We start from the raw sequence: 26,904 nt of genomic DNA, 5'->3' as shown, positions 1-26,904 counted from the left end.
ATTAAACTATTTGCCTTCTTAAAATGTAGTTAGGAAAGGCTGTTTTTGCAGCCTGTTGGATATTGGAGATGAAAGACAACTTTGACGACAACAGCGAAGAGCTGGAACTGATACAACGGTTTGAGCAGATGCTCGGAACAAATGAAACCGTTTTTTTCGATTTAAGCGATTATGAATTTATCATAGATCATTATACCATAAACTTTGATTACACCAAAGCCTTGGCAGCCTGCAACTCTGCTATCATGCAATATCCTTTTTCGTGGGAGCTGCAGATAGACAAGGCGCAGTTGCTGGCTATGTCCGGTAATTTTGATGATGCCCTTACAGTAATTAACGAAGTAGCGCAGGTAGAGCCCGCCAATCCGGATGTATACTTAACGCTGGGTATTATTTTTACGCAGCGGGGCGATTACCGCGATGCCATAGATCATTTTAAGAAAGCCCTTGCCTACGCCGACGACCGCGATGATATATACTTTAACATTGCATTGGCTTACCAGAGCTGGGCTAAATTCGAATCGGCCATCAAGTATTACAAAAAGTGCATTGCCCTTAATATTGAGAACGAGGCAGCGATGCAGGAAGTAATTTACTGCATGGAGCTAACCGGCACCATTAAAGAGCACGTCGGTTTCTTTCAGGAGTTTGTTGATAAAGATCCTTACTCGTATGTAGCCTGGTTTAACTTAGGGAATGTGTACAACAAGATGGGTATTTACGACAAAGCCATTGCCGCTTACGATTATGCTACCATCATCAAACCCGATTTTATTACGGCTTACAACAACATGGCAAATGCCTATGTTTTTCTGGGGCAATACACCAAAGCGATCGAAGGCTTCAATGCCATTGTAGAGCATGGCGGGCCATCAGCTGAGGCGTTCTGCAACATCGGGGAGTGCTACGAAAAGCTGCTGCAATGGGACCTTTCGCGGCGCTACTATCAGAAAGCCATCGACCTGGACCAGGAAATGGACGAAGCCTGGTTTGGGATCGGTGTTATTCTGGATGCGCAGGGTAAGTGGTACGAAGCTATACATTTCTTTAAAAAAGCAGTAGACCTGTACGATGATAGTCCGGAATACTGGGTAGCGCTGGCCGCCGCCGAGTATCATGTGGGGCATGTGGTTTCTGCACTGGAAAGCTATGCAAAAGCCGCCGAGATTCAGCCGGATGATAAGAACATTTATCTCAACTGGTCTATTATCTTATATGAGCAGGGCAATTTTGAGGAAGCGATCGATATTATACTGAACGCCATAGAACTGCAGCCCAACGAGGCTGAGTTATACTACAGAGCGTGCGCGTACATGCTTTCTGCAGGAAAATACCGCGAAGCATACAATTATCTGGAAAATGCATTAATTTTGGACTTCGATAAGCACAAGCTGCTGTTCGAGTTCTTTCCTGAACTGGAATCGCAGCGTGCCTTAGCCCGATTAATTGACCAGTACCGCAAATAAAATTACATGAACTATAGTTTGAACAGTCTGCCTGCACGTGAAGTTAAACCACGTGAAAGAGGTTTCACGATGGCCATGGACAAAGGCCTGAGCATCCGGGAAGTAGAAGATTTTCTGGAAGTAGCCGGAGAGTATGTTGATATCGTGAAGTTGGGTTGGGGTACATCGTATGTTGTGCCAAACCTGGAGAAAAAGCTGGATGTTTACCGCGCAGCCGGCATTCCAACTTATTTTGGAGGCACACTTTTCGAAGCATTTATCGTGCGCAATCAGTTTGATGATTACCGCCGCGTGCTGGACAAGTATAAAATGACGTTCGCTGAAGTATCGGATGGCTCGATTGAACTGGACCATGATCTGAAGTGCGGCTATATTAAAACCCTGGCAGAGCAGGTAACTGTATTATCTGAGGTGGGGTCGAAAGATGCAGAGAAGATTATTCCGCCTTATAAGTGGATAAACCTGATGCAGGCCGAACTGGATGCAGGCGCCTGGAAAGTGATCGGGGAAGCCCGCGAAGGTGGTAATGTTGGTTTATTCCGGTCTACGGGCGAGGTAAGAAGCGGCCTGGTAGAAGAGATCCTGACCAAAATTCCGTTTGAAAAGATAATCTGGGAAGCTCCTATAAAAGCACAGCAAGTATGGTTTGTGAAACTGCTGGGCGCTAACGTAAATCTGGGAAATATTGCGCCAAGCGAAATCGTACCACTCGAAACTGTACGTCTTGGCTTACGCGGCGATACGTTCTTTCATTTCCTGAACCAGGAAACTGGTAACCTGAAAGATTGCTAAATCAAAAATATAGAAATAGTAAATTGCCCGTCGGAGCTACCGAACGGGCAATTTTGTTTTAACAGGTTTATACTTTCTAACATCTTTTAACGGAATTGTAGCTTATGCGCAAGTATGGTCTGATCGGTAAAAAGCTGGGGCATTCGTTCTCTAAACGCTATTTCACCGAAAAATTTAAAAATGAAAGTATACATGATGCCGCATATGATCTATACGAACTGGAAAGTATAAATGAGCTGCCCGGCCTGCTTGCAAAGGAGCCGGAACTTGTCGGCCTCAACGTAACTATTCCTTACAAAGAAGCTGTTATTCCTTTCCTGGATGAACTGGACGAAGCAGCTGCACGCATTGGCGCAGTAAATACGATCAGGATATCCAATGGAAAAACCAAAGGCTTTAATACCGATTACATTGGCTTCAGCGCGACCCTTTCGGAGTTTTATACTGGTGCGGGTAAGGCCTTGGTGCTAGGTACAGGTGGCGCAGCCAAAGCAGTTTGCGTAGCGCTGCAGGATTTGGGAATACTATATACTTCTGTTAGCAGGCAGGGTGGTAACAACGCACTTACTTATGAGCAAATAGACCAGGGAGTGTTACAAAAGTATGATCTGATCATTAATACAACACCACTGGGTATGTTTCCCGATCAGGATACAGTACCATTGCTGCCTTTCCAAAGTATAACACCGCAGCACTATATTTACGATCTGGTGTACAATCCGGAAACTACCTTACTCATGCAAAAAGGACTAGACAAGGGCGCAAAAGTGCTGAGCGGCCTGCCTATGTTATACCGGCAGGCAAAGGAAGCGTGGGCAATCTGGCAGGAATAAGAAAATAGTACAATTAAGTTCATGGGTTAATGCCATGATTATGTGCAACTTTCAACTATATTTGCATCGTATAAGAGGCTATACCGAACCAAACCTGCTATGGCCCAATTACATACTCTTAAACAAAAAACGCACGCACTTAACACGGAGATTTACGCGTCTTATTTAGCTTACAAAGATAGCCGCGTTAAGTGGTATATCCCTGTGTTACTGGCATTTGTTATTGGCTATGCGCTTAGCCCGATCGATTTTATTCCGGATTTGGTAGCCGTATTTGGTTTTCTGGATGATGTAATTATTGTAGCACTGGGCTTTAGTATCTCATATCATCTGATAGATAAGACCATATTAAACGAAACGAGATTAAAGGCATACGAAGAGATAGGTAATAACCAGTTGGCGTACAGAATAATTGGTTATTTCTGGATACTTGCCCTCACATTGCTTTTTATGTTCTGCTATAAATTTATGTTTATACAACTTCTGTAATATGAAAGATAGTTGAGTATGGTTTAAGATGATTTACAACTAATTAAACTTACTTTAACTGTAGAAAGCCTCCTTTGGGAGGCTTTCGCTATTTAGAGCCATTACTACTGTGTTTATACTTTAGCAGCTGCAACTGCAATTCCTTAAAGTATACCTCTTCTTAAATTTCTTTATATCTCGTTTTCTTTATCTTTAAGAGTTATTCATCAGGTAGTAAATCTGTATCAGATAAATATTATAGCATGCTTGCAACCCTTTTGGCGTTGCAGTGCTCTTAGTGGTATGTAAGGCATAAAACGCAAGGCATTGAAGCTTTTTACAAAGTCAAAATCAGACGAAGATAAACTCTTAGAAGGATGCCTTGCGGGTAAGCGTGAGATGCAGCGGCTTTTGTATGAGCAGTATGCCAGTAAAATGATGCTGGTTTGCCTGCGCTATGCACCTACCACCTTCGAAGCCGAAGATATGATGCAGGATGCTTTTGTAAAGGTTTTTAACAACATACACACCTTTAAAAAGGATTGCCCGCTGGAGTTCTGGATTCGCAGGATCATGGTGAATACGGCCCTTAAACACATCCGAAACAAACAACTGCTTACCGTTTCTTACGAGGGCGAAGAAATAACCAACCTGCCTTCCGAATCTGTAAACCTGACTGGTTATACTATGGATGAGCTGGTAACTATGATCCAGAGCCTGGCCCCCCGTTACCGCATGGTATTTAACTTATATGCCATTGAGGGATACAACCACAAAGAAATAGCAGAGATGCTGGATATCTCGGAAGGAACATCAAAATCACAGTATTCAAGAGCGAGAGCCATACTTCAAAGTATGATTTCTCGGCAGGACAATTTATATAAAGAGCATGTCATCAGCAGCAAACAATAAGCACGACAACCTGGAAGATGCTTTCCGGGGCCGGATGCACGACGCTGAGGCGAAGCCGTCTCCGGACCTGTGGGCACGCATAGACCACGACCTGACCGTGCAGGAAAGTGCTCGCTATAAAAGTAGTATGGTTTGGTACCGCCAGCTGGCAGCCGCCTGCCTGGTATTACTTGTAGCAGCGAGCAGCATATTTTTCTACCAAATCAGCAAAGATAATCAACAGGCGGCTCAACCGCTTGCCAGAACGGCTCCGGATCAGCAGCAACATATACCTGTAGCTGAGGAGGCCAACCATATAGCGCAACCAGCCGTGCAGGAGACAAAACAACTGCCTGCTGCAAGTATAGCTGCTACTTCCGGAACCGGGAATTCAGCGGAAACCATACAGCAACCATCCACAGATAACTTTATACTTGCTGAAAAGGATGCAGCGCCTGCTTCAGTTATTGAGAAAGAAAGTATGCTGGCTGAAGTAACGCAGGCAAATAAGGAGAATGCGGAAAATTATACTTCAGTATTAACAGTAGATAAGACGGAAGTTAGAGTGCAAAGCAACACGGGCAACACAAGCAGTTACTTTGCAAGCGGGAATAATTTTTCCCGAACTTCAGTAATCACTCCGGAGCCGCAGGTACGTTTTAACGCCTACACCACTGCCCGCCAAATGCTGACAGCCATGCCAACTGCAGACGAAATGAGACGCTATCCGATCGCAGCAAACCAATTACTGCAGCAACAGGCAGCGGCACCTGCTGAACTTCCTGGAACTTTCAGGCAGCTGAATAACAGTTTTACAACCCAGGCAGCCAGCGCACAAACTGAACCTGTAAAGCTACTCTCTTTGGATATAGTGAATGCAGATCAGAAAAGTAAAGCACTAAAAGAAGACGAACCAAAAGAACAAGGGCGCTGGAGCATCGGGATGGCTTATGTGCCCAGCTATTTTGATCAGAACATTGGCATACCCCAGCAGATGGGCAGTGTATTGCCAGCAAATATCATGGGCTTTAGAATGAGCGCGACAACTGCTGAGGCTGAAATGGAGCAGAACATGCAGGAGGCCCGAAGCGAGTTTGAGCAAAATACAGATCCGGCCTTTTCGTTTGCTGTAGAGGCCAAGGCCGGCTACCGGATCGGTAAAAAATGGAAAATATTTTCAGGGTTAGGGTTTACACAGAACACCGCACGTACTAAATCTAGCTACATCATCAAACAGTTCTGGCTTAAACCCAATACAAAAGAGCAGGAGCAACTAAACACTACTACTGTTTTTCTACCATCATTAGGCAGCAGCGTTTTCACCGACTCGGTTAGTGTAGCCAAGACCGATGCTTTTTATGTGAACTACCGCTACCGCCACCTGACCATTCCGGTTGGGATGCAGTTCGAAAGTAACATCAGTAAATCGTGGCAATGGTACGCAGCCGGAAGTATAGCGGCCAACCTCCTCCTGGAAACATCTGTGATGGCATCGAACAATGAAGTTGAAGACGTGCATTATTCCCGCACCGACCATTCGCCTTTCCGCAAAATGCAGTTTTCAGGTAACGTATCGGTAGGTGTGGCCAAGCGCATCTCAAATAACATCAGTGTGTCGGCTGGGCCGGAGCTGCGTGGTTTTTTTGATACCATGCTATCAGATTCTGAAAAAGCGCTGGCCCCACAGGGTAGGCCTTACACGGTTGGCCTTAACATGGCCGTGAGCTACGACCTGGGCGGTAAAAAATAATTTACTTTTTGTACATACCCATGCAACCTTAAGTGCCCATTTGGAATCATAAAGACAAGAAATAAAAGAAGGAGCCAGCGCAAGCACAAAAGCCGGATAAAACTATGAAAACAATGTCAGACGCGCTCACTACAATACAGGTTGTTACAAAATGCAACCTTTCGGGCTGGTATGTGTTACTGGCCCTTCTTCTCTTTTCTGTTTTACTGCCACAGGAGTAATTCAGGCTGCCATACTTTACAAACTATGAAAAGCCTTTTATATAGTTCGCTGGTATACGTAATGCTTGCCTGGTTAAGTATAGGTTGCACTAAAAATGAGCCCGAACCTGCCTGCATCACAGCCGAAGTAGTAGGCCCGGACCCCTGCGAAAGCGGCTGGTTTATTTTGAAAGTGCTGGAAGACGATATGCCGAACAGAAACGCTGGAGGCAATTTTAAAGGCCAGTTAGAATCCGGTTTGGTAACGACGGATAATCTGCCTGCAGCCTATCAGCAGGAAGGCAAAATAGTATCGCTTGGACTGGAATTAAATGGCGAGGATGGCCCGGTTTGTGTCGCCATCCATACCATGTACCCGGCTGTAAAAGTGAAACGCATCTGCAAAAATGAGTGATAAGAATTTAAGGTTTTACAATTGAATTAATGTTGTTTTTAATTAGGAACGAGACGATTCCTAAAAAGCCTGCCGGATCTTTCGGCAGGCTTTTTTTTATACTTCAAAGTATAAACTTATACTTTTAGAGTGCATCCGAAACCCTGAAAACTTCCGGCGTGTTTTAAAGGATAAAGTTTATCTTTACTATCCGTATATAACCGAATGGATTTTAAACTAACATCAGAATTCAAGCCGACCGGCGATCAGCCCAAGGCCATAGCCAAACTCACCGAAGGCGTAAAAAATGGTGAGCCTGCACAAGTACTGCTGGGCGCAACCGGTACTGGTAAAACCTTTACCATGGCCAACGTCATCAAAAACACAGGAAAGCCTACGCTGGTACTTTGCCATAACAAAACACTGGCCGCCCAGCTATACGGTGAGTTTAAGCAGTTTTTCCCAGATAATGCCGTCGAGTATTTTATTTCATACTATGATTACTACCAACCAGAGGCCTATATCGCTTCATCGGATGTGTTTATAGAAAAAGACCTTCAGATAAACGAGGAGATTGAGAAACTGCGTCTGCATACTACATCGGCACTGCTTTCGGGCAGGCGCGATGTTATCGTAATTGCTTCGGTTTCGTGTATCTACGGTATTGGTAACCCTGAGGAGTTTGGCAAGAACGTGATCTACTTGGCGCCCGGGCAAAAATATACCCGCAATAACCTGCTTTATACGTTTGTACAGATACTTTACAGCCGCACCGAAGCCGAGTTCACACGTGGAACATTTAGAGTAAAAGGCGATACCGTCGATATTTTTCCGGCCTACGCTGATTTTGCTTACCGTTTATACTTTTTCGGAGACGAACTGGAGCAGATTCACCGCATCGATCCGGAGTCGGGCAAAAAGCTGTCGGATGAGAAGGAAGTTACCTTGTATCCGGCCAACCTATTCGTAACCGGAAAAGACACGCTGCACCAGGCCATCCAGGAAATTCAGTTTGATATGGTGGCGCAAAACGAGTACTTCCTGAAAGAAGACCGGCCAGCCGAAGCAAAACGCATTAAAGAACGCACTGAATTTGACCTGGAGATGATACGCGAACTGGGCTATTGCTCCGGCATCGAGAACTATTCCCGTTACTTCGACCGGCGGGAGCCAGGTGCGCGCCCGTTCTGTTTGCTCGATTATTTCCCGAAGGATTTCCTGATGGTGATTGATGAAAGCCATGCCACCATACCCCAGGTGCGTGCCATGTGGGGCGGCGACCGCTCGCGTAAAGTGGCGCTGGTAGAGTATGGCTTCCGGTTACCGGCTGCTATGGATAACCGCCCACTTACCTTTAACGAGTTCGAAAGTATGATGCGACAAGTAGTGTTTGTAAGCGCAACGCCCGGCGACTATGAAATGCAGAAAGCAGAAGGCGTTATTGTGGAGCAGATCATCAGGCCAACTGGTTTGCTGGACCCTGAGATCGAAATAAGACCAAGCACCAACCAGGTTGATGACCTGTTGGACGAAATAGATGAACGTATAAAAACCGGTGCCCGTGTACTGGTAACCACGCTTACCAAACGCATGTCTGAGGAGTTGACCAAGTACATGGAAAAGCTCAACATCAAAGTAAAATACCTGCACTCCGAAGTAAAAACCCTGGACCGTGTAGAGATTTTACGTGAGTTGCGTTTAGGTACTATTGATGTTTTGATTGGTGTAAACCTGTTGCGCGAAGGCCTTGACTTACCGGAAGTTAGTTTGGTAGCCATACTTGATGCCGACAAAGAAGGCTTCCTACGCGACCAGCGCTCGCTCATACAAACCATAGGCCGCGCCGCCCGTAACGACCAGGGTAAAGTAATTATGTACGCCGACCGGATTACGGGTTCTATGCAACGCGCGATAGACGAGACCAACCGTCGCCGTGCTACCCAGATAGCTTATAACGAGGAACACGGCATTACGCCACGCACTATCCTTAAATCGAAAGGTGAGATTTTTGAGCAGACTTCTGTAGCCGATATGCGCAAGCGCGAAGTGCACATGTATGCCGGTCCGGAAGAAGTATCGCTGGCAGCCGAGCCGATCATCCAGACCATGAAGCGCGACGACCTCGAAAAGCTTATCAAGAAAACTGAGAAGCAAATGGAAGCCGCTGCCAAAGACCTCGACTTCCTGCAAGCCGCCAAGTACAGAGACGAACTAGCCGAACTCCGCAAATTGCTGAAAACGAAGCGGGATTAGAAGTATAAAGTATGAATTGGAAACACCCCGGCAGGTTTATACTTGCCGGGGTGTTTTGGTTTAAATTGAAATGGGCAAAATGTACTTTTTCTTACAGCGAAGTATGGTTAATAGGTCTGCCCCAGTGTAATTAATTGAAAACAACGAAAGTATACTTTGCTAATAGCCTTAATATTATCAATGCCTTTTTATAATTAATGAATAATAAGGTTATTAAATTAATAATAAAAATAGTAAGTATAAATTGTACTTTTTAGGAACTTGTGTTATTTTCATTAGTATACTTACTAATGAAATTATTATTCCCTAAATGTTTATTTTATGAAAAAAGTAACATTTATGTTCTTTCTGATTGTAGCTGCGTCCTGCTCTGATGGGTTAGATGATCAGCTTACTGTAGGCAACTTAAAGCTTGAAGCAGCAGACTCCAAAGCAATACTAAAGGGTTTAGAAGCGAGTTTATCGGCCGGAAACCCGGATTCGGTGATAACTTTCAGTACCTCAGAGCTCAAAAAAATTGACGGTGCCTATTATTTAGTTGCTAAGAATGACGAATATGTGTCTACTACTTTGTTGAAAAAGGGAGAAGGCAACACCTTGGTTAGTGCAGGAATTTCCTGTACATCAAAGAACTGTGGTAATGGTGATGGCTGCATACCTCAGGCAGATGGCCAAAGCTGCACGCCCTGTGGTACAACGGAAGATTGCACCAAAACTGTAACGCAAGAGTAAAGCATGTAATAACTATACTATTAACCTTAACCTCGACATCGTCAGGCTATAAATAGCGCTTAATGCTATAAATGCTCAGATACAAAGTTTGCTTGGTTTTGATAATTTTTATATATTAGGTGAATAAAATATACCTTTAAGCTTCAGCTATGAAAACTATACTTCCTGTTCTGCTTTCTGTTCTGCTACTCTTTTCGGGGTGCGCAACTACCTCTACCTCAACAGCAAAGGTTAGGAAAACTGATAAATACTATAATGGCCTGATGACATTGGTGGTAAACACACAGATAGATTTTAAGGGACTGGACTCGCTGACGTATGAAGAGCACATCAGAGGGAAATTTAACAACCTGGAGAACTTAACTTACCGCAAGCAACTCGAGAAAACACTTGCCCGCAACTTCGACAGACCCGGTGCCCAAACCAGGCTGGTTAAATCTTCGGATGTATTTGACCTGAACACTGATTTAAGCTACAGCCAGTTTCTGGAGAAAGTAAGGAGAACAGGCGTTGACGGAATACTTTTTGTGAAGCAAAGTAATTACTGGTATACCACAGATTATACTACTATACATCAGACAAACGTAAGTAACACCTTTGCCGATTCAGAACCCAATGCTGCTTTCCATACCTACCTGGTTGATACAAACACATTGCAGCCTGTCTGGTATGCCGATTCGCAGGTGTATGGCATTTCTGCCGGGTACGATACACTCAACAATCACTTGGCGCGCTCACTTTTCAGTAAACTCCGGAAAGATAAGTACATCATGGCTACCTACTAAGTATAAATTATACAAACAAAAACTCCCCTGCAAGTATAAACCTGCAGGGGAGTTTTTGTTTAGAGTAATATCACTTTATACTTACAGTAGCAGCAATCCTTTTTCCCGCAAATCAAACCAGCTTGGCGAGGCAAGGAACTCTGTACTTACAGTAGCAGCAATCCTTTTTCCCGCAAATCAAACCAGCTTGGCGAGGCAAGGAACTCTGCAAAATTTAAGTGAGCTTCGGCCGGGTAAGTTTCTTCCAGTTGTCTCAACGTAACTGCTTCCGGGTTATCCGGAGTAGCTTTCTGCACTACATCAAACAGCCACTGGCCTATACTTGCGGTGGTCTTAATTTCGAAGTCTTCGGCTTTTTCGTAAAACGTGAGCACGCAACGCTCAATGGTCTGGCCTTTTTTAGCGAGCATGGTGAACTCTATTTCCGGGAGGTTGCCGAGCCACAGTACACGGGCTGATAGTTTCATACTATCCGGGCGGTGCGGCTGCGCGATGGCATTGCCAATTAAGTTAGGCTTTACGGTAACGCGCGGCACTTTAAAATCAAACCAGAACGAAAGCGGCTCTTCCAGGGCAATACCGTGCATGTAATTATACAAGGCTTTTGCCAGGCCGGCGCCAAATAACGTATGGTCGGTGCCAGTTGGGTCGTCGTGCCAAAGGTCGTTGTTTGCAAAGTCGCCTTCTTCAGGGCCAACTTTTACAACTTTATACTTCGCCGGGTTCTTACCGATCGGGCTGTGGGCGGTCATACTAAAGCGGTGCCAGTAACCGGATTGTATCACATTGTTCAGGAAAAGCTGGCGCACTACTTCTAAAGAATCTATCGTTTCCTGGGCAGTTTGTGTCGGGAAGCCATACATCAGGTACGCGTGCACCATAATGCCGGCCTGGGTAAAGCTGTCGGTAACACGGGCCACCTGCTCTATACTTACGCCTTTCTCCATCAAGGTCAGTAACCTGTCCGAGGCTACCTCCAGGCCGCCCGAAACGGCAATACAACCTGAAGCAGCCAGCAAGCGGCAAAGATCAGGGGTAAAGGTTTTCTCGAAGCGGATATTTCCCCACCACGAAATTTTAACGCCGCGCCGGATAAGCTCGATGGCCATGTCGCGGAGTGGGGCAGGAGGGGCAGCTTCGTCTACAAAATGAAAACCTGTTTGGCCGGTCTGAGCAATGATCTGTTCGATGCGGTCTACCAGCAGCGAGGCCGGGGCCACATCGTAGCGGTTAATATAATCTAAAGTGATATCGCAGAAAGAGCAGCGTTTCCAGTAGCAGCCGTGGGCTACGGTTAGTTTGTTCCAGCGGCCATCGCTCCAAAGGCGGTGCATCGGGTTTATCACGTCAATTACGGAAAGGTAATCGCGCAGCGGCAAGTCGCTGTAATCAGGCGTGCCTACTTCGGTGTGCGGAATATCTTTATCAAGGCAACCGTTAATGTACTCAACTTTGCCATTCAAAAGTATAAAGGTGCGCTGCAGAAAATCTACTTGCCGGTTGCCTTGCAGGTATTCCAGCAGTTTCAGCCACGGGCCTTCGCCATCATCCAGCGTTACAAAATCAATGTACTTAAACAGGCGGGGCTCGCGTAAGCTGCGGAGTTCTGTATTGGGGTAGCCGCCGCCCATAATGGTTTTTATACCCGGGTACTTTTGTTTGATGTATTGCGCCAGTCGCAGGCCACCATACAAATTGCCCGGAAACGGAATCGAGAAGCCAACAATAGCTGGGTTTACTGCCTGTAATCGTTCTTCGAACAATTCCAGCAGCATTTGGTCTACTACACCGGGTTCCTGCTGCAAGGCATCTTCTAAGGGATCAAACGATATAGCGGAAAGCGCCAGTTTTTCGGCGTAGCGACTAAAGCCAAAGTGCGGGCAAACGGTTTCCTTAATCAGGTCGCCGAGGTCTTCCAGGTATAAAGTTGCCAGGTAGCGTGCCCTGTCGGTAATGCCCATACTTCCGAAAGCCCAGTCGATGTCTTCCACCTGGTCGAAACGCGCGGCTTCGGGCAGGTAGCGGCTGTAACTGATCTGCTGTGCCAGCGTCAGGTCTTTGTTTTGCAGAAACCGGATAACAGGCTCAACGGTTTGCAGATATTCGCGCTTTAAACGAAGCATGCGCAGGCTGTTATCAGAAAGCTCAAAATTGCCGGTTTCTATAGCTGAAAATATACGTGTCAGTCCGGCTTTGGAGAACATACGCAGCACCAGTTCGATGCCAAAATCGGCTTGCGTTACTTGGTAGCCTTGCCCGGTTAAAAAGCCTTTAATGTAGGCTGTGGCCGGGTAAGGCGTGTTAAGTTGTGTGAGCGGCGGGGTAATGATTAAAATATGGGGCTTCTCCAAAGTATAAATCTAAAGTATAAAAGGGCAATCGGGCTTAAAACAAAAGTACGGCTTCCGGCACTATTTAAGAAAAAGCCAGCCTTTTTTAAACAGCCGGCTACAGAAAGGGGTTCAGGGATAAGAAATTATTTAACAACATAGGTAACCTTTTATATAAATTAATCAGAATATTTATTCTAAAATATTTTATATACTGAGAAGTTTGCTTAATTTTGTATTGTTCAATCAAAAGAACGGATTGAATAATATTACGAACTCGCGCCTGCTTACCCCTTAGAAAACAGATTTACTTTTTAGCCATGAACTTCTGGAAAAATACTCAGATGGTCGTAACGACTGTGTTGTTGCTCCTTGCAGCCGCCTGTCCGTTATTCGAAAAAGATATTCGTGTACCTTATCTTTTCACGCTGTCTCTCGACCCGCCAGCAACTACTCCTCACCAATTGCCTGATCAACATACGTTAAGCGCTACTTCAGAAGAATTATCGAAAGCTGAAACCAAAAAGATAACCGATCAGGATTTCTTATCACTGGATATGATCGGTTTTGACAGCCTTGCAAAAGCAATGCAGTCGGTTAGCGCGCGCGTTGCGCTAGCCGGAAAACCTGCTATACATTCCCTGGAGTCCGGGAAAAGATTTGATACAAACGCAGCAACCCGTAGATAAAATACTGCGGGTTACGCTCTATTAAGTATAAATACAGTTTAGCTGCGACCTGCTTTTGCCACACCATACGCTACCAGCGGAACAATAACAAATACTGTACTGCCGATCATCACAAAGAAAACGAAGAAAGCGCGCAGCCAGCGAAGTATAAAATCCGAAGCCACGCCAAACGTATAAAGCTCCAGGGCCAGGGCCAGTAACAAACTGATCAGGGCAACAACAAATAACTTTACTTTATTCTTTTTGGTAAGTGATGGCTTTTTCATCAGGCTGTAATCTAGGGTGCAAATTACAGCAACATTTTACAGTTTTCCCCTATCAGGAGTGCCCTTTTTCTATTTCCGCTTCTTCCTGCTGCTGTGTAATCTCTTGTTCGGGATGAGGCTGTTGTGGCTGGCTTTCCTGAGCGGGCTCATTTCTTTGGTTCTGTTCTTTTTCTGTTGAGGTAGTTGCTTTATCCGGATGCATAAGCAGGTTTTTAAAGTATGATAGTCTGATTGGTTTACGTGGCAATGCGCTGGCTGTTGCTTAACTCTATTTGCCCGAAGGTCGTACATGCAAGTGCAGGCTGCTATCGAGTATACAGCCTTATGTATAACCTGAACCAGAAACACTATGAATACGATCAAAATAAAAGCTGCTTTACTTGCTGTAACCTTTGTTGCTTTTACTGGCCTAACTTCGTGCAACACCGGCACCGAGCCCGGCGAAACAAACACAGAGCGCAGCGACCTGGAAGAAGAAGGCTCCATGACAGTTGATGACCCGGCTACGAATAATAACACAGATGTAACACAGGATACGCTGGAAAGTAAATACTACGACGGAAACGATTCTGGCAGCGCTGTACATGCCGGCGATGGCCAGGGCAACGGTACCAACCAAAAGCAATAAACATAAAATCAAGTATGGCAAAGCCTGCTTTCTGAACCGGAAGGCAGGCTTTGCTTTTGCGATCTTTTCTTACAACTACAAAGTATGAAATTACCTGCTTCCTTTTATACCCGCCCCGATGTAGTGCAACTGGCGCAGGAACTGGTTGGCAAATACCTGTACACGAACATAGATGGCGTACTTACCGGCGGCAAAATTGTAGAAACAGAAGCTTACTCCGGAGAGAACGACAAAGCCTGCCATGCGCACCTCGGCCGCCGCACCCAACGCACCGAAATTATGTACCAGCAAGGCGGCGTGGCTTATGTGTATCTTGTTTACGGCATGTATAACCTCTTCAACATTATCACAAATGTGGCAGGCAAAGCCGATGCCGTGCTTATCCGGGCTATTGAGCCGGAAGAAGGTATCGAAGAAATGCTGCTGCGGCGCAACATGGCAAGTATAAAACCTAACTTAACCGCAGGGCCGGGCGTGCTAAGTATAGCGTTGGGCATAAACCGCAACCTCTACGGCGCCGACCTGACTGGTAATGTTATCTGGATAGAAGACAAGGGTAATATAGTACCTGCAGCAAGTATAGCTGCCGGCCCGAGGATAGGTATTGATTATGCCGGCGAAGATGCAAACTTGCCGTGGCGCTTCTGGCTAAAAGAAAATAAGTGGGTAAGCAGGAAAAAGTAGGGTTAAAAAAAAGCAGCGCAAGGTTATGATTTGCGCTGCTCTTTTTACCTGGTTTATACTTTATAAAGTATGTTTTCTTTTTTCGTTGTCTTGTTCGTTATCGGTGCGGGCTTGAGGCGTAGGATTATTCGATCCTGTTTTGCCCACCGCATCGCGGTTTAGGCTATTGCTAATATCTTTTTTGTTGCCTTTGCTTTTGTCGCTTAACTCAGATTGCTGGTTTTTATTTTTGTTCTTATCCATAGTTTTAGTTTTGAAGGTTAATCTATAAAGTTTAATGATTGGTCTTTGTCCTGGTTATTTTGCTTACTTCTGATGTTTTGCTGGCCGGTCGGCTTCGAGTTGTTGACTTGGTTTGATGATTTATTGGCGGCATCAATAGGAGAACTGCCACCTTTCCTGCCTGTTTCAAAGCTTTTTTCCGGGTTGCTCCCGGGTTGGTTTATCTTCCCTTTATCCTGCTGCATGGTTACTTCTGTTTAAGGTATTTGCAGTACATCACCATTAAAAAAGCCATTATAGCCAAAGCTTTTTACGTAACGTCTATACTTAAGAACTTCGTTTGTTTGAGTCAGAGTTTTTATGGCTCTGACTACCTGCTCTGGCGTGGCCTTCCGGGTCGCCGTGCCAGCCGCGGCCTTCGTTAGAGGAAGCACTGTTGCTACGTGCACCCGAAGCGCTGCCTTTTGCTGCAGTATTCGGATTCGCCTTAGAAATTGGTGGGCTGATATTCGGTTGCTTTTTGTCTTTGCTGTCTTTCATAACTTTAATAGGTTAAATAGAACAAGAACTTTTAATACAAAGCATGTAAACTTAACTAGTTGATTATCTAATAGTTTACGCTTTGTGCCAGGATGGGTTCATGTAATGCCACGAAAAACTGTGCAAAACCTGTTTTTCTATCTGCTAAAGTTTAAAGTGCAGCAAGTAGCCAATCCTGCGTAGCAGTAGCAGTTACAAGTATAAATAAGTAGGAGAGGGAAGCGGAAAGTATAATCTTACCTGTTTGGTTACTGCAAAAGGATGGCAGTTTATACTTTCTCGCAGATCAGGACCGTAGGTTTCTGCTGCATATCTGTAGTGAAAAACAAGTATAAACGGCCACCTTCTTTTATACCGGTGCGCTTACGGATTTCAGCTACCGATTCAGGAAAATTACGAACCGTGATATTGGCTTGCTTGCCCGGCACCAGCCGTAATAATTCTTTTTTGTTGTAGCTGCTTACGTGCACGCACCTGAAAGAGCGCCCCGGAAAGTCAGGGACCAGTTGTTCGGAAGTATAAAGATGGCTGTTGGGGTGCAATTTATTTAAGCCCAGTTGTGCGCCCAGGTACCGGTAAGCGCCGGCTTTTAAAATGGCTGCATTGGGTTCGTATACAAATGCCTGCGGCAAAGTATAAACCGGTATGGCTGCTTCTTCCGTGGCTTTGGTAAACGTTAGTGTCTGTTGCTGCCCGCTAGCGAGTAGATTCACAGCTTTTCGTTCTGCCAGCTCGGGTGCTGTTGTGTGGGGTTGCAGCAAGTATAAAACCTCTTTCACTTCGTTGTGTACAGCTATTACCCACACTTTAGCTACCTGCAGTAGTTGCTCCAGCGCCAGTTCTATATCCAGCATTGGCGAAGTTTTCAGAAGAATAGCATCTGATTTGGCTAAAAGTACAGGCAACAGGCCCAGGATGTCTGGTTCGCAATCCTGAAGCAAATGCAGTTTTTCTTCGCGGTTGCCGCGTCGGGCCGGGTCCAGGTAAATAACATCCGCCTTTTGTGTAAAGCTGTTCAGAAAAGCTTCGGCAGTAGTAGCTATACTTTGGATGTTGGTTGCGCCCAGCAGGTTAAAGTTATAAGCAGCAATTTCCTGAAGTTCGTGGTTCTGTTCCACGTGGATGACCTGTTCAAAGCTCCTGGCAAAGTATAAACTATCCACCCCAAAGCCACCTGTCAGGTCTATCAGCAGTTTTCCTTTAACCAAAAAAGCTTTAAAGGCCGCTGTGGCTTCAGAGGAACTTTGCTCTACAGATAACGTGACCGGGAAAACGGTTTCCGGATTTTCAGCCCAGGTCGGGAGTTTTGTAGTGGCTTTCTGGCGGGCCTTAATTTGCTGCACCAACTCAAGCACGGGCAAACCCGGATAGCGGCTGGCCTGCAACATCAGTGTGGCTGCATCCTGGTGCAAATGTGCTTGTATAAACGTTATTTCTTCTGCAGTAAATCTTCGCATCAAAGTATAAACTGGTATGCCCGGCAAAGGTATTGGTTTTGGAGAAGTAGTTGAAAAGAATATTTTGTTTAAATTTTTTCAAAAAATGTTAAACAAAATAATTAACGGCTAGTTTATTGATTATTACACTAATCCTTACTAATCCACAAACAATTTAAAAATTACCTCTATGAAAAACTGGATGAAACTCTTAATGCTTTTAGTTGTCCCTAGTTTGGCTTTTACGGCCTGCGACGACGACGATGATGAATTACCTATGGTGAGTAATGCTCAGGTAATGGCGGTACACGCCTCTCCGGATGCCCCTGGCGTTGACCTGCTGGTAGATAATAAAAAGGTTAACTCAGCAGCACTGATGTACCCTAACAACACCGGTTACCTGACTGTAGAACAAGGCAGACGTAACATTAAAATTAACGCGGCTGGTACTTCTACTTCCGTTATTGATGCAAACCTTGACCTGAAAGCAGGCGCAAACTATACTGTCTTCGCAGCCGGAAGGCTTTCGGGTATTAAACCTATTGTATTAGAAGATAACCTGACAGCTCCGGCATCAGGCCAGGCGCACTTACGTTTTGTACACCTGGCACCAGATGCGCCAGCAGTTGATATTGCAGTTCAAGGAGGCCCGGTTGTATTTTCCAACAGAAGCTTGGAATCCGCTACAGCATTCACGCCGGTAGCTGCCGGAACGTATACTTTAGAAGTCCGCCCGGCCGGCACAACCACAGTTGTATTAACAGTGCCTAACGTACAGTTACAGAACGGTAAGATCTACACTGTATTTGCGAAAGGCTTTCTTACTCCTCCCAGCGGCAATACAAACACGCTCGGTGCGGAGATTATTGTAAATAAATAATAACCTGAACGCTACGTATAAAACCAAAAGCACAGCCGTTTTAAATTGGCTGTGCTTTTTTATAGGCGGCAGGCCCAGGCCGTTAATACCAAAAGTTGATGTTCCGCAACAATTTGTGTAATTTTGTTGTTCTTGAGAATAAATAACAGATATAATGATTGATACACAGCTTAATTACAAAGTAAAAGATATTTCGCTGGCTGAGTGGGGCCGCAAAGAAATTAAACTTGCTGAAGCAGAAATGCCAGGTTTAATGGCTATCCGGGCAGAGTATGGCCCAAGCAAGCCACTTGCCGGAGCCCGCATTGCCGGTTGCCTTCACATGACGATTCAGACGGCAGTTCTGATTGAAACACTGGTTGAGCTGGGTGCTGAAGTTACCTGGTCTTCCTGCAATATTTTCTCTACACAAGATCATGCTGCCGCTGCCATTGCTGCTGCCGGCATCTCGGTTTACGCCTGGAAAGGTATGACTGCAGAAGAATTTGACTGGTGCATCGAGCAAACTTTATTTTTTGGTGAAGATCGCCAGCCACTGAACATGATCCTGGATGATGGTGGTGACCTGACTAACATGGTATTAGATAAATACCCTGAAATGGCTGCTGGCATCAAAGGCCTTTCCGAAGAAACTACAACAGGTGTACACCGCCTGTACGAGCGTATGAAAAACGGCACACTTCCAATGCCTGCTATCAACGTAAACGACTCTGTTACAAAATCCAAGTTTGATAACAAGTATGGCTGCAAAGAGTCTTTAGTAGATTCTATTCGTCGTGCTACAGACGTGATGATGGCTGGTAAAGTAGCGGTTGTGGCTGGTTATGGTGATGTTGGAAAAGGTTCTGCCGCTTCGTTAAGTGGAGCCGGTGCCCGTGTCATCGTTACTGAAATTGACCCGATCTGTGCGCTGCAGGCTGCAATGGATGGTTATGCCGTTAAGAAAATGGTAGATGCCGTTAAAGAAGCAGATATCGTAGTAACAGCAACCGGTAACAAAGATATCATCTCGGAAAAACATTTCCGCAGCATGAAAGATAAAGCGATTGTTTGTAACATTGGCCACTTCGACAACGAGATTGATATGGCTTGGTTAAACGACAACTACGGCCATACAAAAGATACCGTTAAGCCACAGGTTGACCTTTACAACATTGACGGAAAAGATGTGATTGTATTAGCTGAAGGCCGTCTGGTAAACCTTGGTTGTGCAACTGGCCACCCGTCGTTTGTAATGTCTAACTCGTTCTCTAACCAGACGCTTGCCCAGATCGAACTTTGGACAAATGCAGCTGCTTACGAAAACCAGGTTTATACTTTACCAAAGCATTTGGATGAGAAAGTTGCCCGCCTGCACCTGAGCAAAATTGGTGTTGAGCTGGATGAGCTTTCTCCTGACCAGGCATCTTACATTGGCGTAGAAGTAGAAGGTCCGTTTAAGCCGGAATACTACAGATATTAATTTGGGGATATTTCCCTTATTATAAACAGAAAGGCCGGTGCAAGTTGTACCGGCCTTTCTGTTTATAAGTGTTAGTGTTTTAAATAATATTGAACCGCGACATCAGAGTTTTCTTATAAGACTTGCCAATCGGAATATCGCCTTTCGCAAAAACAACGGAATTTTCCTCTAGGGCTTCGATCATATCCAGGTTGGCTATATAAGAGCGGTGTACGCGTACAAAAGTATGAGGCGGCAGTTTCCCTTCCATATCCTTTAAAGTAGAGCTTACCAGGTACTTCTGATCAGCTGTAACAATAAAAGAGTAGTTATCATAAGCCTCCACCCAAAGTATGTGCTTGTAAAGCACTTTAATGATGCGGTGCTTTACCTTCACAAAAATATAATCGGCAGCTACCTCATAGCCTTTGTGTGCGTAAGGGTGGCCGTTTAACTTACCATCTTTATGCTGATGGCCATGGTTATACAAGGCTATTTCTATGGCGCAGCGCAGGCTGTTTTCGTTGTAAGGCTTTAAGAGAAGGCCGGCAGGCTCTGTTTTTTTTGCCCTTTCTAAAGTAGCTGTATCGGCGTGGGTGGTAAGGTAAATAACGGGGATACTGAATTCCTGCTTTATATGCATACCGGTTTCTATGCCATCCTTTGTACTATGCGCGCAGATAGTAAGCAAAACCAGATCCGGGCTTTTCTCTCTGATAATCGTTAGGGCGTCTTCGCCGGGTTTTATGGTACAGGTTTCGTAACCAAGGCCTTCCAGGCAATTAATAAGATTTTCCGCGATTATAACTTCGTCTTCCGAAATAAGAATCTTTGGTTTTAGCATAGCATTTGTTTCTACGTTGATTTCTTATAAATGGTGCCAAAACAAAAAATAATATTGTTTTAGTTACATTATAGGAGCTAAACAAAGATAAAAAATGATGAGTGCTAAGATTCGCAGAAGTAGAAAGCAGGTTTTTCCGTAGGTAAACAAAGGCGTAGCAAATTTTAAAAGTCAGTACCAGCCTTTAGAGAATCTATACTTGCCCAAAAGAGAGCAATCGTTGGGTTTAAAGCTTTTAAAGGGTAATTTATATAATAGAAGTCAATGTAGAAACTATAATAGCTCATTCAATATTCAACAGAACAGAAAATACCACCTGACTATTAAGATGAGGCAGGTAAATGTTTGTTAATGCCGTTCGGGCAGAAAACTATTTTTTCGTTAATAGAAGTGTTGAGAATGAGGTCGTTTTCAGGCAGGCTTTTGCGTGAAAACTCGTTATGGAAAAGATGATAAGCAACTCCGCCGAACTTTAGATTCCTTCGTTTCAGCCCACTATTATGCAAACGTACAGCAAACTCGCTGTCTTCGCGGCCCCAACCTACAAAGTCTTCGTTAAAACCGTTGATGTGCAGCACATCCTGTTGCCAAAAACCCATGTTGCAGCTACGAATGCCTTTCAGGTTTTTTTGCTCCTGATGGAATATGCCAGCCAGAAAGCCGGAGCTTATAGCGTTCAGCCTGTTCTTAATCCCTTTTGAAAGAGGGTGTATGTGTTGCTTTGTGCCGGCAATTACAGCACTGGTAGTTTTAGGGTTTAGCAACACCCGTTTGCCTTGTATAAACCAGCCTTTTTTTGCCGCTTGCCTATGTGATTTTAGAAAATCAGGGTGGAGCACCATATCTCCGTCTATGATAACAAGGTACTCGCCTGTTGCCAATGCCATTGCTCTGTTTCTGCTTTCAGCCGCCCGAAAACCCCTGTCTTCCTGCCAACTGTGCAGCAGTGGCACCGGCGATATCTTTGCCAGTTCTTCGATCAGCATACGGGTATCATCTCTGGATCCATCGTCGGCTACAATAATTTCTTTTGGCAGTTCAGATTGGTTAAAGGCACTTTTCAGGACAGCAGCCAGCGCCTCTTTCCAGTTATAAGTAGTCACGATCAGGCTGATGCTGAGGTGCTGGTTCTCTTCGTGCAGTTTCATATACTTATAAAAAGTGCCGTTAGCGTTAGAAAAAGCGATTGCTAATCCTTCGTACCCATACAAAAAGCCGCGTTGCAGCATATAGTTCCGGAAGAATGAGAAGCTCCACTTAAAAAAACTCCTGGCTGGAGATGATGCTTTCCGGAATCTGTTCTCTTTTGCAAACAATGTGGTGTAATGGTCCATCTTGTGGAGCAACTGCGAAATGTTATCAAAAGAGTAATGGTTCAGGGTACCGTTAAGCCGCTGTGTTATCAGTCCATCCGTCTGGATATACTCATGCACGGGGAGGTCTGTAAAGCGGGTAGTGCTTTTATGGTACAGGCGAAGTACATAATCGTTGTCCCAGCCGCAGGCTTTTATCAGTTTAGTGCCGTAATAATTGTGCCGCAGAAAAGAGTAAACCAGAAGCGGATTACTCAAATCGAGTTGTAATATCTCGCGGGCCAATTCTTCTGAAAGTACCTCGTCACTGTCGATAGATAATATCCAGGGGCTTATAGCATGTTGGGCAGCCAGGTTTTTTAACGGTCCGAAACCAATAAAAGGAGAATTTACTATTTTGGTATTAGCAAATGCTGCTGCAATTTTTACCGTATCATCTGTGGAACCGTTGTCTAGTATGATTACTTCTTTAAAAGCCTGAAGCGCTCCAAGACATGCAGGAAGATACTTCTGGCTATTTTTGGTAAGTATGGTTACTGCTATAAGCTGATTCATATTTATCGAAGATGCATGGTAATCCTCTAAAAGGTCAAAATTAGTTTTTAAACTCTAAAACGTTTATAAAAGAACCGGTTTAGAGTTTAAAAACTTTTAGCTGCCGCATCAGATGTAAGTCTGTTCCTATAAAATTTGATACAGAAGGTGTATGCTGCAACCCAAACGGTGCATGTAAGGTATGTAAGTAAAGTTTCTATATTTGCGTAATAGGCATCTTTGAAATCTTTTGTAAAGTACAAAAACCCAATATAGATGAGCGATCAAACAGGTAAACAAATGAGCAAAGAGGAAAAGGACGCCCGCTTCGAGGCAGAATTATTACCCGTGCTCGACCCCCTGTACAATTTTGCCTACAGGTTAACCTTAGACGAAGATGATGCAAATGACCTTGTTCAGGAAACATACCTGAAGGCGTACCGCTTTTTTGATTATTTTGAGCAAGGAACTAATGCAAAAGCATGGCTGTTCCGCATCCTGAAGAACTCGTTTATCAACGAATTTCGCAAAAAAAGCAAGCAGCCGGCTAAAGTTGACTATAGCGAAGTAGAAGGATATTATAATACTGATGATGTAGAAGGCGAGTCCGGCGTGGCCACTACCAGCGATATGCGCACCCAAAGTGTGCAGGATCTGATTGGAGATGAGGTTGCCGGTGCCCTGAATGCCTTGCCTGTCGATTTTAGAACCGTAATTATACTTTGTGACCTGGAAGGCTTTACTTACGAGGAAATGGCCAAAATCCTGGATATACCAATTGGTACAGTACGTTCCAGGTTGCACCGCGCGCGAAATTCTTTAAAGGAGAAGTTGGAGAAGTATGCAAAAAGCATGGGTTATAATAGTTAATAAAGAAAATTTCAAGCGATTGAATTAAGATGGAATCTAAATTTAAAGAAGCAGTTTCCGGTAAGTCGGAAAGATGTAATGACACGGATTGCGAGAAGGTTGCTGACCTTCTAAATGCCGTAGTGGATGGCGAAGTAACAGCCGAAGAACAAGAGTTTTTTAACGCTCATATTGAGGATTGTATCAGTTGTTTCGAGAGCCATGACAAGCAAAAACTTCTAAAAGGGCTGGTAAGTGGGCATTTAAAGCGTATTATTGTACCAGAAAGCCTGGCGCTTTCCATCAAAGCGAAGATTCAAGAAACCGTATAGCCCCTGATGCAAGGCAAAATCATTATCTTTTCGGCTCCTTCCGGTGCCGGCAAAACGACCATCGTAAAACATTTGCTGCAGGTAAACCCAAGCCTCAGCTTTTCTATTTCGGCCTGCACACGCGATAAGCGCGGCCGCTCCGAAGAAAACGGAAAAGATTATTACTTCATGACTCCCGAAGAATTTACCGAGAAAATCTCTCATGATGAGTTTGTGGAGTGGGAGGAAGTATACGAAGGTGCCTTTTACGGCACATTAAAATCAGAAATAGAACGCATCTGGAACAGCGGCAAGCATGTGATACTGGATGTAGACGTTAAAGGAGGATTAAGTATAAAGCATTTTTACAAAGAAAGAGCATTAGCCATATTCGTAAAGCCACCTTCCATCGAAGAGCTGGCTAACCGCCTTACCGCCCGCAACACCGACTCTTCGTCGAGTATAAGCAGCCGGGTATTTAAAGCTAAATTCGAGATGGAGTTCGAAGATCAGTTTGATGAAGTGATCGTGAACGATAACCTCGAAAAAGCTTTTGCAGAAGCCACCAAGCTTGTAGATGAGTTCTTACGGTCAGAACCTGCCATCGTATGAAAGTAGGGCTGCTCTTCGGCTCCTTTAACCCCATCCATACCGGGCACCTGATATTGGCTAATTTTATGGCCACTAACACTGATCTGGATACGGTTTGGTTAATTGTATCGCCGCAGAATCCTTTTAAACCAAGCAACACGCTGGCCCATGAATTCGACAGGTTGCAGATGGCTACATTGGCCATCGCGGATAATCCAAACCTGGGAGTATCCAATATCGAGTTCAGTATGCCCAAGCCAAGTTATACCATTGATACGCTTACATACCTGCAGGAAAAATATCCGAGCTACGAGTTTGTGCTGATCATTGGGGAAGATAACCTGGCGCTGTTGCCTAAATGGAAGAATGCCGAAAGCCTGCTGAAATACTACAAAGTATACGTTTACCCGCGTTCCGGTTCAGATACAACAGAAATTACGAATCTGCCTAATGTCTCGTTTGTGAAAGCGCCGATGCTGGATATTTCTGCCACTTTTATCCGGCAGTGTATACGCGAAGAGAAAAGTATAAAATACCTGGTACCGGATGAAGTAGCAGACTACATAAAAGTACACAAGCTTTACAGATAAGGCTTTAAAAGTATAAACAAGGTCTTCATGCCGGGATATTAGCAGAAAATAGAAATTTTTGTTAAAAGAGAAAGGGCTTATGGTTAAACCATAAGCCCTTTCTCTTTTAACAAAAAGTATGAAGTATACTTATACAGTCATAATTTCAGCTTCTTTCTTAGAAAGCAACTCGTCAATTTTTACGATGTTCGCATCTGTCATTTTCTGTACTTTGGCTTCGGCATCGCGCACGGCGTCTTCGGCAGTGCCTTCTTTCTGCAGTTTTCTCAGGGCTTCGTTTACATCTTTACGGATGTTACGGATGCTGATCTTACCGCTTTCAGTTTCGTTCTTTACCTGCTTTACAAGCTCACGGCGGCGCTCTTGCGTTAATGCCGGAATGTTCAGGCGTACGCCATCTGCTTCCTGCTGCGGATTAAGACCCAGGTCGCTGTTTTTGATGGCTTTGTTGATCTCGCCCAGCATGTTCTTTTCCCAGGGCTTGATCATCAGCGTGCGGGCATCAACGGCTATAATGTTAGCAACCTGCGAAATTGGGGTAGCTGTGCCATAGTAATCAACACGTAAATCTTCTACCATAGACGGAGAAGCTTTGCCGGCACGGATTTTAGTTAGTTCGGCGTTTGTATGATTTACCGCCTTTTGCATCGATTCCTCGGCGTCGCTGAGGTAGAACTGAATTTCTTCCGTCATATCAATTGTAACTTAAGTTCTGTTGAAAGTATACTTGCCTTCCTTTTTGGCAAAATTATTATTTTTTATCAGATTAAGCTTTGCCGCTTTTCTCTACTGTGTAAGGGTTTCTTCCATATCCGTCATCGATACAAGCGTACCAACCGATTCGCCATCTACCAGGCGCTTCAGGTTACCGGCTTTGTTCATGTTAAATACAATGATAGGAAGATTGTTTTCTTTGCAAAGGGTGAAAGCGGTCATGTCCATTACGTTCAGGCCTTTCTCAAACACATCCTTAAAAGAAATATTAGAGTAGAATTCTGCATTCGGATCTTTCTCCGGATCTGCGGAGTAAATGCCATCTACGCGTGTGCCTTTCAACACAACATCGGCTTCGATCTCTATCGCACGCAAAGAGGCAGCCGAATCTGTTGTAAAGTATGGGCTACCGATGCCGGCACCAAAAATAACCACACGTCCTTTTTCCAGGTGGCGAACAGCTCTGCGGCGGATATAAGGCTCACAAACCTGCTGGATGTTGATACCGGAAAGTAAACGTGTATAAACGCCGGCTTTCTCCAGGGCGCTTTGCAATGCCATACTATTAATTACGGTTGCCAGCATGCCCATGTAGTCGCCTTGTACGCGGTCGAGGCCAAACTCATCGGCCTGCACACCTCTAAAGATGTTACCACCGCCAATAACTACAGCTACCTCTACACCCATCGCTGATACTTCTTTAATTTCCTGGGCGTATTTTAACAGCATGCCCGAGTCTATCCCGTACTGCTGTTCTCCCATAAGCGATTCGCCGCTAAGTTTCAGCAATATTCTTTTATACTTCACGATCTATACTTTTAGAATTTAAATAACTGTGAATGGTGATCTGGTAAACAACAGAAGTTAACTGCTGTAAGCTGCCTTACGAATTAAAATAAAATCAGGACCTGATTTTTTTCGACATTTTGTTTTACAGAAACCTTGATATCGCGTACAACACCATCGCCCGGAGACTTGAGGATGTTTTCCATTTTCATGGCTTCGAGTATCATAATGGTATCGCCTTTTTTTACTTCCTGGCCAATCTCTACTTTAATATCAAGTATAAGACCGGGCATTGGCGCTTTAATGTCGTTTACCTTGCTGGCGTTGGCATTGCTCATACCCAGCTTGTCGAGTAACAAATCGAAACGATCTTTTACACTAACTTCCAGCTTGGCGCCGTTAATTTTAAAAATGAATGATTTTGACTGATAATCTGCCTGAACCAGCTCTGCCGTATACGACTTGTTTCCTTTTATGATGTGATAAGTAGAAGGGCCGATCGGAGATATGTCCCAATCAAAAGGTGTTCCATTGAGAAGTATGGCGTCTTTCTGAATATCAACCTGCCATGCTTTGTTTTCAGCGGTTTTTATCTGGAGCATCTTTCTGAAGTATGTGTGGTTTCCGACCTTAAAGTTAATTGATTTCTTACAGTATTTTTAGAACTTGTCCCCAAAATTAAACAATCCATC

The 26,904-nt window shown here is 44.5% G+C and carries 31 protein-coding genes; 19 read left to right on the top strand and 12 right to left on the bottom strand.

Annotation, left to right across the window (positions count from 1 at the left end; all coding sequences use genetic code 11):
* The first annotated feature begins 68 nt into the window (after window positions 1-68).
* The 10 genes from DP923_RS02310 (at window position 69) to DP923_RS02265 (ending at window position 10,564) form a co-directional block, all read left to right on the top strand.
* Window positions 69-1,466, top strand: coding sequence for a tetratricopeptide repeat protein (locus DP923_RS02310; protein ID WP_112303964.1), 1,398 nt, complete (start codon window positions 69-71; stop codon window positions 1,464-1,466).
* Between the two features lie 6 nt (window positions 1,467-1,472).
* The gene (locus tag DP923_RS02305; RefSeq protein ID WP_112303962.1) at window positions 1,473-2,258 is read left to right on the top strand and encodes a phosphosulfolactate synthase; all 786 of its coding nucleotides are present in this window, start codon (window positions 1,473-1,475) and stop codon (window positions 2,256-2,258) included.
* Between the two features lie 104 nt (window positions 2,259-2,362).
* Window positions 2,363-3,091, top strand: coding sequence for a shikimate dehydrogenase family protein (locus tag DP923_RS02300; protein WP_112303960.1), 729 nt, complete (start codon window positions 2,363-2,365; stop codon window positions 3,089-3,091).
* A gap of 99 nt (window positions 3,092-3,190) precedes the next feature.
* Window positions 3,191-3,580, top strand: a complete 390-nt coding sequence (locus DP923_RS02295) for a YkvA family protein (RefSeq protein WP_112303958.1) — start codon at window positions 3,191-3,193, stop codon at window positions 3,578-3,580.
* Window positions 3,581-3,886: 306 nt separating this feature from the next.
* Entirely contained in the window at window positions 3,887-4,471 is a 585-nt protein-coding gene (locus tag DP923_RS02290; RefSeq protein ID WP_112303956.1) for an RNA polymerase sigma factor, read from the top strand.
* Window positions 4,449-6,200: an outer membrane beta-barrel protein gene (locus DP923_RS02285; RefSeq protein WP_112303954.1), complete on the top strand. Its 1,752-nt coding sequence runs from the start codon at window positions 4,449-4,451 to the stop codon at window positions 6,198-6,200. Before DP923_RS02290 ends, DP923_RS02285 begins: the two co-directional genes overlap by 23 nt.
* A 246-nt stretch (window positions 6,201-6,446) precedes the next feature.
* A complete protein-coding gene (locus tag DP923_RS02280) occupies window positions 6,447-6,815 on the top strand; it encodes a hypothetical protein (protein WP_112303952.1) in 369 nt (122 codons plus the stop codon).
* Between the two features lie 204 nt (window positions 6,816-7,019).
* Window positions 7,020-9,047 carry an excinuclease ABC subunit UvrB gene (gene uvrB, locus DP923_RS02275; protein ID WP_112303950.1) on the top strand — a complete coding sequence of 676 codons (2,028 nt, stop codon included), beginning with the start codon at window positions 7,020-7,022 and terminating at the stop codon, window positions 9,045-9,047.
* Between the two features lie 321 nt (window positions 9,048-9,368).
* Complete coding sequence (locus DP923_RS02270) at window positions 9,369-9,779, top strand: hypothetical protein (protein WP_112303948.1); 411 nt, start codon at window positions 9,369-9,371, stop codon at window positions 9,777-9,779.
* 149 nt (window positions 9,780-9,928) lie between these two features.
* Window positions 9,929-10,564 (top strand): hypothetical protein, encoded by a 636-nt coding sequence (locus tag DP923_RS02265; RefSeq protein ID WP_112303946.1) that lies wholly within the window; start codon window positions 9,929-9,931, stop codon window positions 10,562-10,564.
* A 146-nt stretch (window positions 10,565-10,710) separates the two neighbouring features.
* Here DP923_RS02265 and DP923_RS02260 read toward each other — a convergent pair whose 3' ends face one another.
* On the bottom strand, window positions 10,711-12,915 hold the full coding sequence (locus DP923_RS02260) for a B12-binding domain-containing radical SAM protein (protein ID WP_112303945.1): 2,205 nt from the start codon (window positions 12,913-12,915) through the stop codon (window positions 10,711-10,713).
* A 299-nt stretch (window positions 12,916-13,214) separates the two neighbouring features.
* Here DP923_RS02260 and DP923_RS02255 point away from each other — a divergent pair, with 299 nt between their 5' ends.
* The gene (locus tag DP923_RS02255) at window positions 13,215-13,583 is read left to right on the top strand and encodes a hypothetical protein (protein WP_112303944.1); all 369 of its coding nucleotides are present in this window, start codon (window positions 13,215-13,217) and stop codon (window positions 13,581-13,583) included.
* 38 nt (window positions 13,584-13,621) lie between these two features.
* On the opposite strand, the gene DP923_RS02250 is transcribed toward DP923_RS02255, so the two are convergent.
* Both DP923_RS02250 and DP923_RS16620 read right to left on the bottom strand, forming a co-directional pair.
* Entirely contained in the window at window positions 13,622-13,849 is a 228-nt protein-coding gene (locus tag DP923_RS02250; RefSeq protein WP_112303943.1) for a DUF2798 domain-containing protein, read from the bottom strand.
* Between the two features lie 52 nt (window positions 13,850-13,901).
* A complete protein-coding gene (locus DP923_RS16620; protein ID WP_165838132.1) occupies window positions 13,902-14,051 on the bottom strand; it encodes a hypothetical protein in 150 nt (49 codons plus the stop codon).
* A 147-nt stretch (window positions 14,052-14,198) separates the two neighbouring features.
* Here DP923_RS16620 and DP923_RS02245 point away from each other — a divergent pair, with 147 nt between their 5' ends.
* Window positions 14,199-14,477 (top strand): hypothetical protein, encoded by a 279-nt coding sequence (locus DP923_RS02245; protein WP_112303942.1) that lies wholly within the window; start codon window positions 14,199-14,201, stop codon window positions 14,475-14,477.
* A gap of 84 nt (window positions 14,478-14,561) precedes the next feature.
* Window positions 14,562-15,161, top strand: coding sequence for a DNA-3-methyladenine glycosylase (locus DP923_RS02240; protein ID WP_112303941.1), 600 nt, complete (start codon window positions 14,562-14,564; stop codon window positions 15,159-15,161).
* Window positions 15,162-15,221: 60 nt separating this feature from the next.
* On the opposite strand, the gene DP923_RS02235 is transcribed toward DP923_RS02240, so the two are convergent.
* The 4 genes from DP923_RS02235 to DP923_RS02220 form a co-directional block, all read right to left on the bottom strand.
* Complete coding sequence (locus DP923_RS02235) at window positions 15,222-15,404, bottom strand: hypothetical protein (RefSeq protein WP_112303940.1); 183 nt, start codon at window positions 15,402-15,404, stop codon at window positions 15,222-15,224.
* Window positions 15,405-15,421: 17 nt separating this feature from the next.
* Window positions 15,422-15,628 carry a hypothetical protein gene (locus DP923_RS02230; RefSeq protein ID WP_112303939.1) on the bottom strand — a complete coding sequence of 69 codons (207 nt, stop codon included), beginning with the start codon at window positions 15,626-15,628 and terminating at the stop codon, window positions 15,422-15,424.
* A gap of 82 nt (window positions 15,629-15,710) precedes the next feature.
* Entirely contained in the window at window positions 15,711-15,923 is a 213-nt protein-coding gene (locus DP923_RS02225; protein ID WP_207801924.1) for a hypothetical protein, read from the bottom strand.
* A 269-nt stretch (window positions 15,924-16,192) separates the two neighbouring features.
* Window positions 16,193-17,380, bottom strand: a complete 1,188-nt coding sequence (locus DP923_RS02220; RefSeq protein ID WP_112303938.1) for a THUMP-like domain-containing protein — start codon at window positions 17,378-17,380, stop codon at window positions 16,193-16,195.
* Between the two features lie 169 nt (window positions 17,381-17,549).
* Here DP923_RS02220 and DP923_RS02215 point away from each other — a divergent pair, with 169 nt between their 5' ends.
* Both DP923_RS02215 and ahcY read left to right on the top strand, forming a co-directional pair.
* Window positions 17,550-18,239: a DUF4397 domain-containing protein gene (locus DP923_RS02215; RefSeq protein WP_112303937.1), complete on the top strand. Its 690-nt coding sequence runs from the start codon at window positions 17,550-17,552 to the stop codon at window positions 18,237-18,239.
* Window positions 18,240-18,393: 154 nt separating this feature from the next.
* Window positions 18,394-19,701: an adenosylhomocysteinase gene (gene ahcY, locus DP923_RS02210; RefSeq protein ID WP_207801923.1), complete on the top strand. Its 1,308-nt coding sequence runs from the start codon at window positions 18,394-18,396 to the stop codon at window positions 19,699-19,701.
* Window positions 19,702-19,780: 79 nt separating this feature from the next.
* On the opposite strand, the gene DP923_RS02205 is transcribed toward ahcY, so the two are convergent.
* Both DP923_RS02205 and DP923_RS02200 read right to left on the bottom strand, forming a co-directional pair.
* Window positions 19,781-20,524, bottom strand: a complete 744-nt coding sequence (locus DP923_RS02205; RefSeq protein WP_112303935.1) for a LytR/AlgR family response regulator transcription factor — start codon at window positions 20,522-20,524, stop codon at window positions 19,781-19,783.
* A gap of 323 nt (window positions 20,525-20,847) precedes the next feature.
* The gene (locus DP923_RS02200; RefSeq protein WP_112303934.1) at window positions 20,848-22,392 is read right to left on the bottom strand and encodes a glycosyltransferase family 2 protein; all 1,545 of its coding nucleotides are present in this window, start codon (window positions 22,390-22,392) and stop codon (window positions 20,848-20,850) included.
* Between the two features lie 255 nt (window positions 22,393-22,647).
* On the opposite strand from DP923_RS02200, the gene DP923_RS02195 reads away from it, so the two are divergent.
* The 4 genes from DP923_RS02195 to nadD are packed head-to-tail and all read left to right on the top strand — an operon-like array spanning window position 22,648 to window position 24,712.
* Window positions 22,648-23,241: a sigma-70 family RNA polymerase sigma factor gene (locus tag DP923_RS02195; RefSeq protein WP_112303933.1), complete on the top strand. Its 594-nt coding sequence runs from the start codon at window positions 22,648-22,650 to the stop codon at window positions 23,239-23,241.
* A 29-nt stretch (window positions 23,242-23,270) separates the two neighbouring features.
* Complete coding sequence (locus DP923_RS02190; protein WP_112303932.1) at window positions 23,271-23,552, top strand: anti-sigma factor family protein; 282 nt, start codon at window positions 23,271-23,273, stop codon at window positions 23,550-23,552.
* A gap of 6 nt (window positions 23,553-23,558) precedes the next feature.
* On the top strand, window positions 23,559-24,143 hold the full coding sequence (gene gmk, locus DP923_RS02185; protein WP_112303931.1) for a guanylate kinase: 585 nt from the start codon (window positions 23,559-23,561) through the stop codon (window positions 24,141-24,143).
* Complete coding sequence (gene nadD, locus DP923_RS02180) at window positions 24,140-24,712, top strand: nicotinate (nicotinamide) nucleotide adenylyltransferase (protein ID WP_112303930.1); 573 nt, start codon at window positions 24,140-24,142, stop codon at window positions 24,710-24,712. The genes gmk and nadD overlap by 4 nt, the downstream gene beginning before the upstream one ends.
* Before the next feature lie 129 nt (window positions 24,713-24,841).
* On the opposite strand, the gene frr is transcribed toward nadD, so the two are convergent.
* The 3 genes from frr to DP923_RS02165 form a co-directional block, all read right to left on the bottom strand.
* Complete coding sequence (gene frr / locus DP923_RS02175; protein ID WP_112303929.1) at window positions 24,842-25,405, bottom strand: ribosome recycling factor; 564 nt, start codon at window positions 25,403-25,405, stop codon at window positions 24,842-24,844.
* Between the two features lie 93 nt (window positions 25,406-25,498).
* Window positions 25,499-26,233 (bottom strand): UMP kinase, encoded by a 735-nt coding sequence (gene pyrH / locus DP923_RS02170; RefSeq protein ID WP_112303928.1) that lies wholly within the window; start codon window positions 26,231-26,233, stop codon window positions 25,499-25,501.
* A gap of 83 nt (window positions 26,234-26,316) precedes the next feature.
* Window positions 26,317-26,814, bottom strand: coding sequence for an acetyl-CoA carboxylase biotin carboxyl carrier protein subunit (locus DP923_RS02165; protein ID WP_112303927.1), 498 nt, complete (start codon window positions 26,812-26,814; stop codon window positions 26,317-26,319).
* Window positions 26,815-26,904 lie beyond the last annotated feature (90 nt).

Source organism: Pontibacter arcticus (assembly GCF_003284895.1).
Lineage (GTDB): Bacteria > Bacteroidota > Bacteroidia > Cytophagales > Hymenobacteraceae > Pontibacter > Pontibacter arcticus.
This window is presented reverse-complemented; position numbering and strand designations above follow the sequence as displayed.

Excerpts from the sequence above, each read along its gene's own strand:
- DP923_RS02310 (WP_112303964.1), top strand. The coding sequence starts at position 69 with ATGAAAGACAACTTTGACGACAACAGCGAAGAGCTGGAACTGATACAA.
- DP923_RS02305 (WP_112303962.1), top strand. The coding sequence starts at position 1,473 with ATGAACTATAGTTTGAACAGTCTGCCTGCACGTGAAGTTAAACCACGT.
- DP923_RS02300 (WP_112303960.1), top strand. The coding sequence starts at position 2,363 with ATGCGCAAGTATGGTCTGATCGGTAAAAAGCTGGGGCATTCGTTCTCT.
- DP923_RS02295 (WP_112303958.1), top strand. The coding sequence starts at position 3,191 with ATGGCCCAATTACATACTCTTAAACAAAAAACGCACGCACTTAACACG.
- DP923_RS02285 (WP_112303954.1), top strand. The coding sequence starts at position 4,449 with ATGTCATCAGCAGCAAACAATAAGCACGACAACCTGGAAGATGCTTTC.
- DP923_RS02280 (WP_112303952.1), top strand. The coding sequence starts at position 6,447 with ATGAAAAGCCTTTTATATAGTTCGCTGGTATACGTAATGCTTGCCTGG.
- uvrB (WP_112303950.1), top strand. The coding sequence starts at position 7,020 with ATGGATTTTAAACTAACATCAGAATTCAAGCCGACCGGCGATCAGCCC.
- DP923_RS02270 (WP_112303948.1), top strand. The coding sequence starts at position 9,369 with ATGAAAAAAGTAACATTTATGTTCTTTCTGATTGTAGCTGCGTCCTGC.
- DP923_RS02265 (WP_112303946.1), top strand. The coding sequence starts at position 9,929 with ATGAAAACTATACTTCCTGTTCTGCTTTCTGTTCTGCTACTCTTTTCG.
- DP923_RS02255 (WP_112303944.1), top strand. The coding sequence starts at position 13,215 with ATGAACTTCTGGAAAAATACTCAGATGGTCGTAACGACTGTGTTGTTG.
- DP923_RS02250 (WP_112303943.1), bottom strand. The coding sequence starts at position 13,849 with ATGAAAAAGCCATCACTTACCAAAAAGAATAAAGTAAAGTTATTTGTT.
- DP923_RS16620 (WP_165838132.1), bottom strand. The coding sequence starts at position 14,051 with ATGCATCCGGATAAAGCAACTACCTCAACAGAAAAAGAACAGAACCAA.
- DP923_RS02245 (WP_112303942.1), top strand. The coding sequence starts at position 14,199 with ATGAATACGATCAAAATAAAAGCTGCTTTACTTGCTGTAACCTTTGTT.
- DP923_RS02240 (WP_112303941.1), top strand. The coding sequence starts at position 14,562 with ATGAAATTACCTGCTTCCTTTTATACCCGCCCCGATGTAGTGCAACTG.
- DP923_RS02235 (WP_112303940.1), bottom strand. The coding sequence starts at position 15,404 with ATGGATAAGAACAAAAATAAAAACCAGCAATCTGAGTTAAGCGACAAA.
- DP923_RS02230 (WP_112303939.1), bottom strand. The coding sequence starts at position 15,628 with ATGCAGCAGGATAAAGGGAAGATAAACCAACCCGGGAGCAACCCGGAA.
- DP923_RS02225 (WP_207801924.1), bottom strand. The coding sequence starts at position 15,923 with ATGAAAGACAGCAAAGACAAAAAGCAACCGAATATCAGCCCACCAATT.
- DP923_RS02220 (WP_112303938.1), bottom strand. The coding sequence starts at position 17,380 with ATGCGAAGATTTACTGCAGAAGAAATAACGTTTATACAAGCACATTTG.
- DP923_RS02215 (WP_112303937.1), top strand. The coding sequence starts at position 17,550 with ATGAAAAACTGGATGAAACTCTTAATGCTTTTAGTTGTCCCTAGTTTG.
- ahcY (WP_207801923.1), top strand. The coding sequence starts at position 18,394 with ATGATTGATACACAGCTTAATTACAAAGTAAAAGATATTTCGCTGGCT.
- DP923_RS02205 (WP_112303935.1), bottom strand. The coding sequence starts at position 20,524 with ATGCTAAAACCAAAGATTCTTATTTCGGAAGACGAAGTTATAATCGCG.
- DP923_RS02200 (WP_112303934.1), bottom strand. The coding sequence starts at position 22,392 with ATGAATCAGCTTATAGCAGTAACCATACTTACCAAAAATAGCCAGAAG.
- DP923_RS02195 (WP_112303933.1), top strand. The coding sequence starts at position 22,648 with ATGAGCGATCAAACAGGTAAACAAATGAGCAAAGAGGAAAAGGACGCC.
- DP923_RS02190 (WP_112303932.1), top strand. The coding sequence starts at position 23,271 with ATGGAATCTAAATTTAAAGAAGCAGTTTCCGGTAAGTCGGAAAGATGT.
- gmk (WP_112303931.1), top strand. The coding sequence starts at position 23,559 with ATGCAAGGCAAAATCATTATCTTTTCGGCTCCTTCCGGTGCCGGCAAA.
- nadD (WP_112303930.1), top strand. The coding sequence starts at position 24,140 with ATGAAAGTAGGGCTGCTCTTCGGCTCCTTTAACCCCATCCATACCGGG.
- frr (WP_112303929.1), bottom strand. The coding sequence starts at position 25,405 with ATGACGGAAGAAATTCAGTTCTACCTCAGCGACGCCGAGGAATCGATG.
- DP923_RS02165 (WP_112303927.1), bottom strand. The coding sequence starts at position 26,814 with ATGCTCCAGATAAAAACCGCTGAAAACAAAGCATGGCAGGTTGATATT.